General features: G+C 64.5%; 14 protein-coding genes. 2 read left to right on the forward strand and 12 right to left on the reverse strand.

The features are described from left to right. Positions 1-4 precede the first annotated feature (4 nt). The 6 genes from hslU to CMN27_RS01135 all read right to left on the reverse strand — a co-directional run bounded on the left by hslU (position 5) and on the right by CMN27_RS01135 (position 5,353). Positions 5-1,345, reverse strand: a complete 1,341-nt coding sequence (gene hslU / locus CMN27_RS01110) for an ATP-dependent protease ATPase subunit HslU (RefSeq protein ID WP_366515381.1) — start codon at positions 1,343-1,345, stop codon at positions 5-7. 64 nt (positions 1,346-1,409) lie between these two features. Then, positions 1,410-1,952 carry an ATP-dependent protease subunit HslV gene (gene hslV, locus CMN27_RS01115; protein ID WP_293623558.1) on the reverse strand — a complete coding sequence of 181 codons (543 nt, stop codon included), beginning with the start codon at positions 1,950-1,952 and terminating at the stop codon, positions 1,410-1,412. A 177-nt stretch (positions 1,953-2,129) separates the two neighbouring features. Next, entirely contained in the window at positions 2,130-3,044 is a 915-nt protein-coding gene (gene xerC, locus CMN27_RS01120; protein ID WP_293623559.1) for a tyrosine recombinase XerC, read from the reverse strand. Between the two features lie 25 nt (positions 3,045-3,069). Beyond that, positions 3,070-3,798 (reverse strand): DUF484 family protein, encoded by a 729-nt coding sequence (locus CMN27_RS01125; protein ID WP_293623560.1) that lies wholly within the window; start codon positions 3,796-3,798, stop codon positions 3,070-3,072. Positions 3,799-3,879: 81 nt separating this feature from the next. Next, positions 3,880-4,722 (reverse strand): diaminopimelate epimerase, encoded by an 843-nt coding sequence (gene dapF / locus CMN27_RS01130; protein ID WP_293623561.1) that lies wholly within the window; start codon positions 4,720-4,722, stop codon positions 3,880-3,882. A gap of 7 nt (positions 4,723-4,729) precedes the next feature. Continuing rightward, positions 4,730-5,353 carry a copper chaperone PCu(A)C gene (locus CMN27_RS01135; RefSeq protein ID WP_293623562.1) on the reverse strand — a complete coding sequence of 208 codons (624 nt, stop codon included), beginning with the start codon at positions 5,351-5,353 and terminating at the stop codon, positions 4,730-4,732. 62 nt (positions 5,354-5,415) lie between these two features. Here CMN27_RS01135 and CMN27_RS01140 point away from each other — a divergent pair, with 62 nt between their 5' ends. Both CMN27_RS01140 and CMN27_RS01145 read left to right on the forward strand, forming a co-directional pair. Beyond that, positions 5,416-5,850 (forward strand): MerC domain-containing protein, encoded by a 435-nt coding sequence (locus CMN27_RS01140; protein ID WP_293623563.1) that lies wholly within the window; start codon positions 5,416-5,418, stop codon positions 5,848-5,850. A 44-nt stretch (positions 5,851-5,894) separates the two neighbouring features. Further along, positions 5,895-6,389, forward strand: coding sequence for a Fur family transcriptional regulator (locus tag CMN27_RS01145; protein WP_293623564.1), 495 nt, complete (start codon positions 5,895-5,897; stop codon positions 6,387-6,389). Positions 6,390-6,871: 482 nt separating this feature from the next. Here CMN27_RS01145 and CMN27_RS01150 read toward each other — a convergent pair whose 3' ends face one another. From CMN27_RS01150 to CMN27_RS01175, 6 genes are all read right to left on the reverse strand, one after another. Then, complete coding sequence (locus CMN27_RS01150; RefSeq protein ID WP_293623565.1) at positions 6,872-8,554, reverse strand: AMP-binding protein; 1,683 nt, start codon at positions 8,552-8,554, stop codon at positions 6,872-6,874. A gap of 79 nt (positions 8,555-8,633) precedes the next feature. Then, positions 8,634-9,545 (reverse strand): 3-hydroxyisobutyrate dehydrogenase, encoded by a 912-nt coding sequence (mmsB, locus tag CMN27_RS01155; RefSeq protein WP_293623566.1) that lies wholly within the window; start codon positions 9,543-9,545, stop codon positions 8,634-8,636. Positions 9,546-9,598: 53 nt separating this feature from the next. Next, entirely contained in the window at positions 9,599-10,738 is a 1,140-nt protein-coding gene (locus tag CMN27_RS01160) for an enoyl-CoA hydratase/isomerase family protein (protein WP_293623567.1), read from the reverse strand. Further along, complete coding sequence (locus tag CMN27_RS01165) at positions 10,735-11,508, reverse strand: enoyl-CoA hydratase (protein WP_293623568.1); 774 nt, start codon at positions 11,506-11,508, stop codon at positions 10,735-10,737. The genes CMN27_RS01160 and CMN27_RS01165 overlap by 4 nt, the downstream gene beginning before the upstream one ends. A gap of 17 nt (positions 11,509-11,525) precedes the next feature. Next, positions 11,526-12,686: an acyl-CoA dehydrogenase family protein gene (locus CMN27_RS01170; protein ID WP_293623569.1), complete on the reverse strand. Its 1,161-nt coding sequence runs from the start codon at positions 12,684-12,686 to the stop codon at positions 11,526-11,528. A 9-nt stretch (positions 12,687-12,695) separates the two neighbouring features. Next, positions 12,696-14,222, reverse strand: coding sequence for a CoA-acylating methylmalonate-semialdehyde dehydrogenase (locus tag CMN27_RS01175; RefSeq protein WP_293623570.1), 1,527 nt, complete (start codon positions 14,220-14,222; stop codon positions 12,696-12,698). Positions 14,223-14,300 lie beyond the last annotated feature (78 nt).

Raw genomic sequence — 14,300 nt, forward strand, 5'->3', positions numbered from 1 at the left:
CGCGTTACAGGATGTAGCGCGACAGGTCTTCGTCGGCCGCCAGATCCTTGAGCTTGGAGTCGACGTATTCGGCGTCGACCTTGAGCGTTTCACCGGCCTTGTCCGGACCTTCGAAGGAGATTTCCTCCATCAGCCGTTCCATGACGGTGTGCAGGCGCCGGGCGCCGATGTTCTCGGTGCCTTCGTTGACCTTGAAGGCCATCTCGGCGATGCGGTGTACGCCGTCGTCGGTGAACTCGATGGTCACGCCTTCGGTGTTCATCAACGCGCCGTACTGTTCGGTGAGCGAGCAGTGCGGCTCGGTGAGGATGCGCACGAAGTCTTCGGCCTTGAGGGCGTCGAGTTCGACCCGGATGGGCAGACGGCCCTGCAGCTCGGGGATCAGATCCGAGGGCTTGGCCACGTGGAAGGCGCCGGAGGCAATGAACAGGATGTGGTCGGTCTTGACCATGCCGTACTTGGTGGACACGGTCGAGCCTTCCACCAGCGGCAGCAGGTCGCGCTGCACGCCTTCGCGGGAGACGTCCCCGCCCGAGCCGCCGCCGGCGTCCGAGCGCTTGCAGACCTTGTCGATCTCGTCGATGAAGACGATGCCCGAGTTTTCCACCTGATCGATGGCCTGGGTCTTGATCTGCTCTTCGTCGACCAGCTTGGCGGCCTCTTCGTCCACGATCTGACGGTAGGCGTCCTTGATCTTGATCTTCTTGCGCTTGGTCTTGTCGCCCTTCATGTTCTGGAACATGGACTGGAGCTGATTGGTCATCTCCTCCATGCCCGGGGGCGCCATGATCTCGAAGCTCTGGCCGCCCTGCTGCAGCTCCAGCTCGATTTCCTTGTCGTCGAGCTTGCCTTCCCGCAGGCGCTTGCGAAATACCTGCCGGGTGGCGCTGGACTCGACCGCCTTCTGATCGGATTCGCCGGCTTCGTCCCAGGTGCTCGGCTTGGGCAGCAGCGCGTCGAGAATGCGCTCCTCGGCGGCGTCCTCGACCTTGATGCGCACCGCCTTCTTGGCGGCTTCGCGCGTCATCTTGATGGCCACTTCCACCAGGTCGCGGATGATGGAATCCACTTCCTTGCCGACATAGCCCACTTCCGTGAACTTGGTCGCCTCGATCTTGGTGAACGGCGCGTTGGCGAGCTTGGCCAGTCGACGGGCGATCTCGGTCTTGCCCACACCCGTGGGGCCGATCATGAGGATGTTCTTGGGCGTGATCTCGCCGCGGATGGATTCATCCAGCTGCATGCGCCGCCAGCGGTTGCGCAGCGCGATGGCGACCGAGCGCTTGGCTTCGCCTTGGCCGATGATGTGGCGGTCGAGTTCGGCCACGATCTCGCGCGGCGTCATTTCGTGGCGCGGCAGCACGGCGGCTTGTTCGCGGCTGTCGTCGGCCATGGTCTCGGAGGCTGTATCAGACATTGTCCAGCACCTCGACGGTGATGTGGTGATTGGTATAGATGCAGGTATCGGCTGCGATATGCATCGCGGTTTCGGCGATGGTGGGCGCATCCATGTCGGTATGTTCGACCAGCGCGCGCCCGGCTGCCTGGGCATAGGAGCCGCCCGAGCCGATCGCCATGCAGGCGAATTCCGGCTCCATGACGTCGCCGTTGCCGGAAATCATCAGCGTGGCGGTTTCGTCGGCGACGAGCAGCAGCGCTTCCAGGCGCCGCAGCGCGCGGTCGGTACGCCAGTCCTTGGCCATTTCGACCGCGGCTTTGACCAGCTGGCCGCCATGTTCCTGAAGCTTGCCTTCGAAACGCTCGAACAGCGTGAAGGCGTCGGCCGTGCCGCCTGCAAAGCCAGCGAGCACCTTGTCGTTATAGAGCCGGCGCACCTTGCGCGCATTGCCCTTGAACATGGTGTCGCCCATGGAAACCTGGCCATCGCCGGCCAGGGCCACCTTGCCGTTATGGCGCACGGCGAGAATTGTTGTGCCGTCGAATTGTTTCAAAGCATTTGCCCTGCGTTGACGTCGATCTGTTTCGAGTTGGGGCCATGCGCGAGCCGATTCAAGCAATCGTTTCGCGGGGCCGTTCGGCCACCGTTCAGCTTAGCGGCCAGCGCGCATGCAGGGCGTTCTACAAAGGTCGGAGTCGGCGCAGGGCCGGGACAGCCGCTTGGTCTGAAGCTAAGCCTCGTCGGGCTCGGTACGCCGACCCGCGCGCGGGTGGGCCGCGTCGTAGACCTTGGCCAGGTGGGCGAAGTCCAGATGGGTATAGATCTGCGTGGTGCCGATATTGGCGTGGCCCAGCAGTTCCTGAACCGCGCGCAGGTCGGCGCTGGATTCGAGTAGATGGGTGGCAAAGGAATGCCGCAGCTTGTGCGGATGCAGATGCACGGGCAGGCCGTTTTGCACCGCCCAGCGCTGCATGCGGGCGGCCACGCTCGAGCGCGACAGCCGGCTGCCGCGCTGGGAGACGAACAGGGCCGTTTCGTTGGCGCCGGCCAGCTGCGGGCGTACCCGCAGCCAGCGTTCGAGCGCGGCGATCGCCCGCGAGCCGATCGGCACGCTGCGCTGGCGCGAGCCCTTGCCGAGCACGCGGGCCTCGCCGTCGGCCAGGTCCACGTCGTGGATATCCAGGCCCACGGCTTCGGCCAGACGCACGCCGGCGGAATAGAACAGCTCCAGCAGGGCGTGATCGCGAATCTCGAGATCGTCTTCGGGGGTCACGTCGAGCATCGCGGCCAGATCGTCGACGTCCACGGTTTCCGGCAGGCGCACCGGGCGCTTGGGCGCGCGTACGTCGGTGGCCGGGTTACGTAGGGCCAGGCCCTCGCGCATCTGCCAGACATAGAAACTGCGCAGCGCAGAAACCAGCCGTGCCAGGCTGGCCGGTTTCAGACCGCTTCGATGCCGGCCGGCCACGAATTCGCGCAGGTCGGCGGTGGTCACACGGCGCCAGTCGGCCAGCCCTCGCGCTTCCAGCCAGTCGGCGGCACTGCCCAGATCGCGTGCATAGGCGGCCTGGGTATGGGCGGACATGCGCCGTTCGTGGGTGAGATGGGCCAGAAACGCGTCGACCCGGTCGGTAAGCGCGCTCACGATGCGATCGGTGCCCGAATCAAGGCTAGGGCAATGCGTCGCGGCCAAGCAGGCGCTGCAGCGCGGCGGTGACCAGCTCGCCGGTGAGTTCCAGGAACAGCGTGCCCACGTCCGGAACGAAACGCTCGCCCTTGCGGCTGGCCAGCACCAGAGCCCCGTGCACGCCGTGCGCGCCCAGCGGGATCATGGCCGCGCTCGCCATGGCCGGCGCATCGTTGCTGCGCGTGGCAAACAGCGCTTCCGACTGTTGTTCGGAGATCGGCCCGCAGATCGGCTTGCCGCGGCGATAGACGTTGGTGAGCGCCTTGCCGGCCGGGCTGTCGTCGCTAATCGCATGAATCTGACCATCGGCCAGGGCTTCGACATCGGCGGCCGTGCCCGACAGGCCGACATAGATATCGTCCACATCCAGATGCTGTTGCAGGCATTGCGTGAGTTGCGGCACCAGTTCGGCCGCGCTCTGTACCGTCACCAACACCTTGGCCACACGGTTGAGCTGAACCACGCGCTGCTCGTTGTCGCGGGCGGTTTCCACCAGGTCGTTGAAGCGGGCCTGCAGCTGGCGATTGGTGGTCCGCAGGCCGGCGACCTGACGCTCGATCAGCGAAACCGCGTTGCCGCTGTCGTGGGAGACCTCCAGCGCCTCCAGCACGGCCGGATAACGGTTGATCAGACCCGGGTGTGCCTGCAGATAGGCTGCGACTTCGGCTTCGTCCAGGGCCGGCGTTGGCGTTTGTTTTTCAGCTTCGTTCATGTCGGAGCATCTCTTCCAAGAGGTGTAGACCTGCCCGTTGCCAGGCAACGCACGAATCGCGCCAGACCAGGGCAATTCGTTTCAACCGCCCGCCTTCGACAATACCAGTTCACCATCGAATACGCGCTCGGCCGGCCCGCTCAAATATACCTGTTTGCCTTCGCCGGCCCATTCCACAGTGGCCGTACCGCCGGGCAGCTCGACGGCCACGCTGGGTTCGAGCACACCGGCGCGCATACCCACGATCGCCGCCGCGGCCGCGCCGCTGCCACAGGCCAGCGTTTCACCCGCGCCGCGCTCGTAGACCCGCAGCCGAATATGCTGCGGCGTGACCACCTGCATGAAGCCCACGTTCACCCGCTCGGGAAAGGCCGGATGGCTTTCCAGCGCGGGGCCGACGGCTTCGACATCGGCGCTATCGATATCCTCTACGCGCAAAACCGCATGCGGGTTGCCGATCGACAGCGCGCCGAAGCGAATGGTGCGTGCAGCTACGTCTTCAAGCCGATATTCATCGGCCATATCGAAGCCGCTCAAGGGGATATCGGCCGGATTGAACGCCGGTACACTAAGCGCCACCCGATAGTGGTCGTCGCCGAGGCTTTCCAGCACCATCTGGCCGTCGCGTACATCGACCACGATCTCGCGCTTTTCGGTCAGCCCCTGCTCGCGCACATAGCGTGCAAAGCAGCGCGCGCCGTTGCCACACTGGCCGGATTCGCTGCCGTCCGAGTTGAGGATGCGATAGCCGAAATCGGCGTTGGCGCTGCGCGGCGCTTCCACGATGAGAATCTGGTCGCAGCCGATGCCGAAATGTCGATCCGCGATTGCCCGGGCCGATACTTCGTCGAGCACCACGGGCGCCTGCGTGCCGTCGATTACCACGAAGTCGTTGCCCAGGCCGTGCATCTTGGTAAAACGCATGAGCTTCCTATTCCGCGCTGGCCGAGTCTTCGTTGGCACTGCCGGCGCTGTCGGTATCCTCGGACAGCGCCGGTTCGTCGCTGTCGTGCGCGGCATCGCCGTGGTTCATGCCGCCCATGTCATGTCCACCGTGCTGCATCTGTTCGTCCGGGCCGTCGGCGCGCACGGTCGCCGCGACCGGGAATTCGGCCTGATCGGCGCCGCAGGCCAGCACCAGCTCCACCTGATCGCCCGCGGCATACGCCTGGCTGGGCGAGAACAGCATGACGTGGCGCCCGCCGGCTTCGAAGGCCACCTCTTCGCCAGGCACGATCACGACCCGCTCGATGGGCTGCATGCTGGCCTGGCCGTTATCGTTGACCACGGTTTCATGCATTTCCGCACGGTCGAACTGGGTGCTGGATACGCCGTTGACCACCACCTTGCCTTCGCCGTCGTTGGCCAGGGTGAAATACGCACCCATGACATCCGCGCCCTGCGGCGCGGCACGCACCCACGGCTCGTCCACGCGCAGCCCGCCGCAATCGGGCGCCTCGGAGCTGCCACAGGCGGCAAGCGGCAGCGACAGTACGCCGGCCAGGGTGAACAACAGCCAGCGCCGTGCGTGTTGCCCGATATATATGTCTGCCATCGCTTGCTCCGCTTTAAATGTTATATACTAACGATTGAATATTTTTCGTTCAGGGCATCGCCGTGAGCCTAGGCTCGTCTTCCAATGTTACCGACAAACTCGACAAGGCCGCAGTGATCCTTTCGGGCATCTGCCTGGTGCATTGTCTGGCGTTTCCCCTGCTGATCGCGCTGTTCCCGGTGTTCGGGTTTTCCTTTGTCTCCCATACCACCTTCCACCAGATCATTCTGGTCGTGGTCGTGCCCACCACCGCCATTGCCCTGGGCATGGGTTATTGGCGCCACCGCCACGCGCTCGTGCCCGCGCTGGGCGTTGCGGGGGTCTTCATGCTGGTCGTGGCCGCGTTCGGAATGCATGCGCTGGGCGCGGAAAGCGTCGAACGCGCCGTGACCGTAGCCGGCGGCCTGCTGCTGGCCGCGGCGCATATCCAGAATTATCGGCTCACGCGTAGCAGCCACGCCTGCCACCATGAACGTGCGCACGTATCGGGTGTCTAGGGAAGCCCTAGCCTTTTAGACTCGAAGCGTGCACGCTCGCACTTATGATTCAAGCCCCCGAAAATTCCGTATTCGATGCCAGCGGCCACGACCATGGCGCCTGTATCCACGATGCACTGACCCGTGCTGAAACGCTGTGCGCGCAACAGGGGCTGCGCCTGACCGCGATTCGTCGCCGGGTGCTGGAGCTGATCTGGGAAAATCATCGGCCGACCAAGGCCTATGATCTGCTCAATTCGATCAACGCCGAACGCGGCAATGCGGCCCCGCCCACGGTCTATCGCGCGCTGGATTTTCTGCTCGATGCCGGCCTCATCCACAAGATCGAATCGCTCAACGCCTTCATCGGCTGCGACGCCGCCCACGGCGACGGCCATCCGAAGTTTCTGATCTGCCGGGCCTGCGAACGCGTGGCCGAAATCCCCAGCCCGGCCGTGGACACGGCCCTGGCCCGCGAAGCCAAGCGCGCCGGTTTCACCATCGATCACGAAACCATCGAAATCGGCGGCACCTGTGCCGCCTGTGCACAGCGCGGCTGACGCCCGCGCTCGACTGGCGCGTTCGACGCCTGGCCGCGAACCGCCCGAGCCAGTAACGTCGTACGCAATGAGACGGCGGCCAACACGAAAGCAAAAGCACGACAGCTGGGGCGACCGCCTCGCGGGCGCGGCAGCGTCGCTTTTCTTTAGCGTGCCGACTGCGGCCTTTCTGTGGTTTGCCCTTAACAAACGCCTCGCCTTTCACCCTTTTCCCTTCCACGAGCCATCGGTTGGGTTGGGCTGGCTGATTGGCGCCATCGTGTTTCTCGCCGCCTTCGCTTTCCTCTTCCCGCGGCGATTCACGCGTCTGCTTGGCGGCACGTGGCATGTGCTGCACCGCCTGACCACCGGATGGTGGTGAGGCCGACCCGCGAACAGGCTACCCCGATGTCCAGACAAGGCCGGCTGATCCAGACGCGGGCGCGCTGCGATGCCAGGGCTGCGAACAGCCCCGACCACAGCTCGGCATTGTGCAGCCCGCGCTATGCCTTGAGCTCGGGGAAATCGGTTTCGCTATAGGCGAACTCGCCGTTGTCGTCCCCGGCGGCATGGGCACGCAGCTCGACGCGCCGAATTTTGCCGGAGATCGTCTTGGGCAGTTCCGCGAACTCGAGTTCGCGGATACGCATATAGGCCGGCATACGCTCGCGACTGAATTCGAACAGCGCTTTCGCGGCCTCGCGACCGGGTTCGTGGCCACGGCGTAGCACCACATAGGCCTTGGGCACGTTCAGGCGCAGATCATCGGGCGCGGGTACCACGGCGGCCTCGGCCACGGATTCGTGCTCAATGAGAATCGACTCCAGCTCGAACGGCGAGACGCGGTAGTCGGACGACTTGAATACATCATCCGCACGGCCGACGTACCAGTAGTAGCCGTCTTCGTCGCGGCTGGCGACATCGCCGGTACGATAATAGCCGTCGTGCAGGGCCTGGGCCATACGCTCGGGATCGTCGCGATATTCCTGCATGAGCCCGAGCGGGCGATCGGCGCGTACGTCGATGGCGATTTCGCCTTCGCCGACCTCTTCGTCAAAGGCATCGAGCAGCGCGATACGATAGCCCGGCAGCGGCCGGCCCATGGAGCCGGATTTCATCGGCTGACCGGGCGGGTTACCGATCTGGGCGGTGGTTTCGGTCTGGCCATAGCCATCGCGAATTTTCAGGCCCCAGAGGCGTTCGACGCGTGCGATGACCTCCGGATTGAGCGGCTCGCCGGCGCCGACGAGGCTTTTGAGCTTCACATCGTAAGCCGAGAGATCCTCCTGAATGAGCAGCCGCCAGACGGTGGGCGGTGCACACAGGCTGGTCACGCCCTTGTCGGCGATCACCTGCAGGGCATCCGTTGCGGAAAAACGCGCGCTGCGATAGACGAATACCGTACAGCCGGCATCCCAGGGCGCGAACAGATTGGACCACGCATGCTTGGCCCAGCCGGGCGAGCTGATATTGAAATGGATATCGTCCGGCTGCAGGCCAAGCCAGTACATGGTCGATAACGAGCCCACCGGATAGCTCTGGTGTGTATGCAGCACCAGCTTGGGCTTGGACGTGGTGCCGGAGGTGAAATACAGCAGCATCGGATCCGCGGCATGGGTGGTGCCCACGGGCTCGAACTCGGCGGCGCATTCGTAGGCTGCTTCATAGCCGATCCATTGCCCGACCGGCTCGCCTGCGGCGATACAGGTGAGCCCGTCGGCCACGCCCTCGAACTTGGCGATATGCTCTTCGGCCGCCAGGATATGGCTGACCCCGCCACGGCCGAGGCGATCGCCCAGATCCTTCTGCGACAACAGGGTGGTGGCCGGAATCACCACCGCGCCCAGCTTGATTGCGGCCAGCATCGTCTCCCACAGCTCGACCACGTTATCGAGCATCACCAGCAGCGTATCGCCGCGGCCGAGGTCGTGGTCCCGCAGGAAGTTGGCCACCTGATTCGAGCGCTGGCGCATGGCCTCGAAGCTGTAGCGTTGTTCGCTGCCATCGGCATCGACGAGCCACAGAGCGATCTTGTCGTTGCCGCGGGCATAATCGTCGAACCAGTCCAGTGCCCAGTTGAACTCGTCGAGCTGCGGCCACTTGAAGGCCTCGTAGGCCCGGGCATAGTCCTCGCGCAGGTCCAACAGCTGTTGGCGCGCGGCCTTGAATGCGTCTGCCGAATGCATCGCCCTCTCCTTTTATCGCGTTCGGCGGGTTCGTTTTATGCCCGCCGTCGTTATGGTTTTAATCGTCGCGGCTTCGTATTCAGCCGTTTGCGTTGTCGCTGGAATAGCCTTGCAACAGATTGAGAATGCTTGAAAAATCGTCGCCCCCGTGGCCGGCCTGGCTATGCACCGAATACAGGTTGCGGGCCATCGAGCCCAGCGGGGTGGCCACGCCTTTCTTCAGACTGGAGTCCATGGCCAGGCCCAGATCCTTCAACATCAGATCCACGCCGAAGCCGGGCTTGTAGCCGTTCGAGGCCGGGGCGTTGTCCATCACGCCGGGATAGGGGTTGTAGACGTTGAGCGCCCAGTTGCCGCCCGAGGCGTTTTTCATGATGTCGGACACCACGCTCGGGTCGAGGCCGTTGGCCACGGCCAGGTTGATGGCTTCCGAAGTGCCGGTCATGAGAATGCCCAGCAGCATGTTGTTGCACATCTTGGCGACCTGGCCTGCCCCGGCGGGCCCGGCATGGAAATAGGTCTTGCCCATGACGTCGAACAAGGCGCTCGCTTTTTCAACCGCGGCCGCCTCGCCGCCCACCATGAAGGTCAGGCCACCCGCCTTGGCGCCATTGACGCCGCCGGAGACCGGCGCATCGAGCATGGACAGCCCGCGTTCGCCCGCGGCTGCAGCCACCTGGCGTGCAGTTTCGGCGTCGATGGTCGAACAGTCCACCAGCAGCGTTTCCTGGCCGACGACGTCCAACAGCCCACCCTCGCCCTGATAAAGCGCGGCCACATGTTGGCCGGCCGGCAGCATGGAGATGACGATATCGGCCTGTTGCGCCGCGGCGGCCGCACTCTCGGCGCGCTCGGCGCCCAGTGCCACGGCATCGGCCATGGCCTGTTCGACCAGGTCGAACACCGTCAGCGCATAGCCGGCCTTGATGAGGTTGGCGGCCATCGGCGCGCCCATGTTGCCCAGGCCGATGAAAGCGATTTCCTTGGCCATTCTCTCCTCCCTGTCGTAATCGTTTGTCTGTTTTGGGCGCTGGCCGTAGCCGGTTAAAGATCGGCCAGCGGGTGCTGCGCGTAATCGTCGGGCAGCGTGAAATGGGCCGCGATCTGTTCGGACGTAACCGCATCCAGCGTGGTCGGCGTCCACTGCGGGTTCTTGTCCTTGTCGACCAGCAGGGCACGGATGCCCTCGGCGAAATCGGGCCGGCGGGTACAGGCAATGGCCATCGCCAGTTCGCGCTGAAACACCTGTTCGATCGACAGTTTCGGATCGCGGGCGAGCTGGCGATGTACCACCGTCAGCGACAACGGCGATGCGCCGGCAATGGCCTTGGCGCCGTGGGCGAACCAATCGTCGGCTTCGGCCTGCTCGGCCAGGCGTTGAGTGAACGCCGCCACGCTGGGCGTATCGGTCAGCCGCGCGATGGTCTGTTGATTGGCAAAGAGCATGGATTCGCGCCGTGCGTTGTCGCTTTCGGCGACGTCCTCGAATTCGTGCAGGCCACGTGCGAGTACCGCATCGTCGGCAGCGCGCTCGCCCTGCCAGTCCAGCTGCGTGAGCGCGGCAAACACCGCCTCGCGCTGGCCCGAGTCGATGCGATAGTCACCCAGGCCCAGCCAGAGCGCATCGCCTGGCTGCATGGGCGTGGTGGTCAGCCCCAGAAACAGGCCGATGCGTTGGGGCATGCGCCCCAGAAACCAGCTCGCACCCACATCCGGAAACAGCCCGATGGTGACTTCAGGCATGGCAATCCGGCTGCATTCGGTGACCACGCGATGGCTGGCCCCGGCCATCACACCCAGGCCGCCGCCCATGACCGTGCCGGTTGCCCAGCACAACACCGGTTTGGGATAGCGATGAATACGATGATCGAGCCGGTATTCGCGGGCGAAAAAAGCTTCGGCATCCGCACTGGGCGCGTCGGCGGTCGCAGTCATCGCCTTGTACAACCCGATGACGTCACCACCGGCACAGAAGGCTCTCTCGCCGGCGCCGTAAAGCACGACACATACGATATCGTCGCGCTCGGCCCAGGCGTCGAGTTGCGCCTGAAGGCGGTCGATCATCGTGCGCGACAGCGAGTTCAGCGCCCGGGGTGCATTGAGCTGGGCAAAGGCCACGCAATAGCCTTTGGCCGTACTACGTTCCTCGAACACCACGCTGCTGTCGTTCGTTGCTTCGCTCATCGATTGCGGCTCCTGTCGTGTGTCCATACGGGCTCGCGTTTGCCCAGAAAGGCGGCGACACCTTCGGCAGCGTCGGCGGTTTCGAACAGCGTGCCAAAAGCCGCCCGCTCGCTGGCCAACGCCTTGGTCAGCGCCGCGCCCTGACTGGCGTCGATCAGCCGCTTGGTGGCCGCAAGCGCGGTCGGGCTCTGGCGGGCGGCCTGTTGGGCGAGCGCCAGTGCGGCCGGCAGACTCTCGCCGCCGGCCACCGACTGTTCGACCAGCCCGATACGCTCGGCGGTTTCCACGTCCACGGTTTCGCCGCATAGAATCAGCCGCTTGGCCCAGCCACGGCCGATCTGGCGCGCCAGCGTGGCCGTGCCGCCGCCACAGGGCAGCAGCCCGACCCGCCCTTCCGGCAAGCCCAAACGGGCATGGCGTTCTGCGATGCGAATATCGCAGGCCAGCGCGCATTCCAGCCCGGCGCCCAGACACCAGCCATTGATGGCAGCGAGCGTGAGGCCGGAAAAATCGTGTAGCCGGGTTACCACGGCCGCCAGCAGGCATGTGAGTTCGCGGGCGACAGCCGGGCTGATGCCGTCGTACATGTTGAGATCATCGCCGGCACAGAAGAAACGCTCGCCGGCGCCGGTGATCACAAGCGTACTGATATCGCGATCGGCTTCGAGCGCGTCCAGCTGTGTGGCCAGTTCACGCAGCGACGTGGCATCCAGCACATGCGCCGGCGGGCGGTCGAACGTGAGCACGGCCGTGCGGCTGAAACGTTCCATACGGAAGCCGGCGCCGCTCATCGCAGTATGTCGCCGTCGTGGTCGGCGAGCACGCGCCGGGCGATGATCAGGCGCATGATTTCGTTGGTGCCTTCGAGTATCTGGTGCACCCGCACATCGCGTACATGACGCTCCAGCGGATATTCGCGGATATAACCGTAGCCGCCGTGAATCTGCAGCGCGGCGTTGCAGATATCGAAACAGCGGTCGGTCGCGAAGCGCTTGGCCATGGCACAGAAGGCGGTGGCTTCGCCGTGCCCGGCATCGAGTCGGCTGGCGGCAAGCCAGACCATCTGGCGCGACGCGACCAGTTCGGTGGCCATATCGGCCAGCTTGAATTGCAGCGCCTGAAAATCCTCCAGCCTGCGCCCGAACTGCTGGCGTTCGCTCATGTAGCGACGGGCGGCATCGAGTGCTGCCTGGGCGGTGCCCAGCGAACAGCAGGCGATATTGATACGTCCGCCGTCGAGGCCCTTCATGGCGATGGCAAAGCCCTGGCCCTCTTCGCCCAGCCGGTTCGCGGCGGGCACGCGCACATCCTCGAAGGTGATGGTGCGTGTGGCCTGGCTGTTCCAGCCCATCTTGGGCTCCTTGCGCCCATAGCTGATGCCCGGCGCATCTGCCGGCACGACAAACGCGCTGATGCCACCCGCGCCGGCCTGGCCGGTACGCGCCATCACCACCAGCAGATCGGTATCGCCCGCGCCGGAAATGAAGCACTTGCTGCCGTTGAGCACGTAATGCTCGTCGTCGCGCACGGCCCGGGTCTTGAGCGATGCCGCATCCGAGCCGGCGCCCGGTTCGGTCAGGCAGTAGGAGGCCAGCTTCTGGCCGGCCGTGAGTTCGCCGCACCACTGATCGCGTACATCGTCGCCGCCAAACGTGGCGACCATCCAGGTCGCCATGTTGTGGATGCTGATGTAGGCCGCGGTCGACGTACAGCCGCCGGACAGGGCTTCGAAGATCAGCGCGCTGTCGAGGCGTGTCAGCCCGAGCCCGCCCTGGGCCTCGGGCGTATACAGCCCGCAGAAGCCCAGCTCGCCGGCCTGGGCGATCACCTCGCGCGGGAAATAGGCCTCGGCGTCCCACTCGGCGGCCTTGGGCGCGAGTGCTGCACGGGCGAAGTCCTCGGCCGCCTCGCGCAGGGCGATCTGGGTATCGTTGAGTTCGAAATCCATGACTGCCTCTTAACGCATGTTGATCGTCATGTTCGGCCCTGAGGGCACATCGTCTTCGGGCCAGCGCGAGAGCACGGTCTTGGTTTCGGTATAGAAACGCACCGCCTGCTTGCCATAGGCATGCAGATCGCCGAAGAAGGAGTTCTTGGAGCCGGTAAAGGAGAAGAACGGCGCCGGCACCGGGATCGGCAGATTGATGCCGACCTGACCGACTTCGGTTTCGTGCTGATACTTGCGCGCGGCAGCACCCGACTTGGTGAAGATCGACGTGCCGTTGCCGTAGGGGTTGGCATTGACCAGTTCGATCGCTTCTTCGAGCGTATCGACATGCATCACGCACAGGGCCGGGCCGAAGATCTCTTCCTGGTAGATCGCCATGTCGGTGGTGACGTTGTCGAACAGCGTGGGGCCGACCCAGTTGCCGTCGGGATAGCCTTCAACGGTGCAGTTCGAGCCGTCGAGCAGCACGTCGGCGCCCTCGGCGGAAGCGCCCTGGATCAGATCGCGTACGCGATCCCGCGATTTCTTGTTGATCAGCGGACCATAGGCCGCGCCCTCGTCGCCCGGCGCACCGGGGCGGATATCGGCCAGTGCGTTCTTGATGTCATCGACCCAGGCGCGGGTCGATTCGCCTACCAGCACGGCCACGGAAATGGCCATGCAACGCTGGCCCGCCGCCCCGCAGGACGAACCCACCAGCGACGATACGACCTGATCCTTGTCGGCATCGGGCATGACGATCATGTGATTCTTGGCCCCGGCCATGGCCTGGACACGCTTGAGGTTGTCCGTGCCTTTGCGATAGACATGCTCGGCCACCGGCACCGAACCCACGAACGACACCGCCTTGACGTCCGGGTGATCGAGAATGGCGTCCACCTGCCGCTTGTCGCCGTGGATGAGCTGCAACAGCCCCTTGGGGAAACCGGCTTCGGCGAACAGCTCGGTGAGCATGACCGGGGTGAGCGGGTCCTGCTCCGAGGGCTTGAGGATGAAGCTGTTGCCGCAGGCCACCGCCAACGGATACATCCACAGCGGGATCATCGCCGGGAAATTGAAGGGCGTGATGCCGGCGCATACGCCGATCGGGTGCACATAGCTGTGTGTATCGATATTGCGGGCCACGTTCTCAGCGGTTTCGCCCATCATGTGCGTGGTCATGCCGCAGCCGTGCTCCACCACTTCGATCCCGCGCCAGACATCGCCCATGGCATCGGCAAAAGTCTTGCCGGTTTCTTCGGCCAGCACTTTGGCGATGTCTTCCTGGCGTTCCTTGAGCAGCGCCTGATACTTGAACAGATAGCGCACCCGCTCGACGGTGGGCACATCGCGCCAGGCCTTGAACGCGGCCTTGGCGGATTCGACCGCCCGCTGCATTTCGTCGTCGGTGGCCACCGGTACCTGGGCGATGACCTCCTGACTGGCCGGGTTGTTCAGCTCAATCCACTCCGAAGTGGCGCTATCGACGAATTCACCGTCGATGAACAGCGGCACGCGGCCACTCTTGCGTATGTTCTGGATCTGGGACGAGGTCATGGCATTCACCTTCTGGCTTTCAAATGGTCGGCGCTGTTCGAGCCGCCGAATCAACGAATGTCTGGCGAACCGGGCACA

Source organism: Salinisphaera sp., assembly GCF_002729955.1.
Taxonomy (GTDB): domain Bacteria; phylum Pseudomonadota; class Gammaproteobacteria; order Nevskiales; family Salinisphaeraceae; genus Salinisphaera.

Excerpts from the sequence above, each read along its gene's own strand:
- hslU (WP_366515381.1), bottom strand. The coding sequence starts at position 1,345 with ATGACGCCGCGCGAGATCGTGGCCGAACTCGACCGCCACATCATCGGC.
- CMN27_RS01125 (WP_293623560.1), bottom strand. The coding sequence starts at position 3,798 with ATGAACGAAGCTGAAAAACAAACGCCAACGCCGGCCCTGGACGAAGCC.
- dapF (WP_293623561.1), bottom strand. The coding sequence starts at position 4,722 with ATGCGTTTTACCAAGATGCACGGCCTGGGCAACGACTTCGTGGTAATC.
- CMN27_RS01135 (WP_293623562.1), bottom strand. The coding sequence starts at position 5,353 with ATGGCAGACATATATATCGGGCAACACGCACGGCGCTGGCTGTTGTTC.
- CMN27_RS01145 (WP_293623564.1), top strand. The coding sequence starts at position 5,895 with ATGATTCAAGCCCCCGAAAATTCCGTATTCGATGCCAGCGGCCACGAC.
- CMN27_RS01150 (WP_293623565.1), bottom strand. The coding sequence starts at position 8,554 with ATGCATTCGGCAGACGCATTCAAGGCCGCGCGCCAACAGCTGTTGGAC.
- mmsB (WP_293623566.1), bottom strand. The coding sequence starts at position 9,545 with ATGGCCAAGGAAATCGCTTTCATCGGCCTGGGCAACATGGGCGCGCCG.
- CMN27_RS01160 (WP_293623567.1), bottom strand. The coding sequence starts at position 10,738 with ATGAGCGAAGCAACGAACGACAGCAGCGTGGTGTTCGAGGAACGTAGT.
- CMN27_RS01165 (WP_293623568.1), bottom strand. The coding sequence starts at position 11,508 with ATGGAACGTTTCAGCCGCACGGCCGTGCTCACGTTCGACCGCCCGCCG.
- CMN27_RS01170 (WP_293623569.1), bottom strand. The coding sequence starts at position 12,686 with ATGGATTTCGAACTCAACGATACCCAGATCGCCCTGCGCGAGGCGGCC.
- CMN27_RS01175 (WP_293623570.1), bottom strand. The coding sequence starts at position 14,222 with ATGACCTCGTCCCAGATCCAGAACATACGCAAGAGTGGCCGCGTGCCG.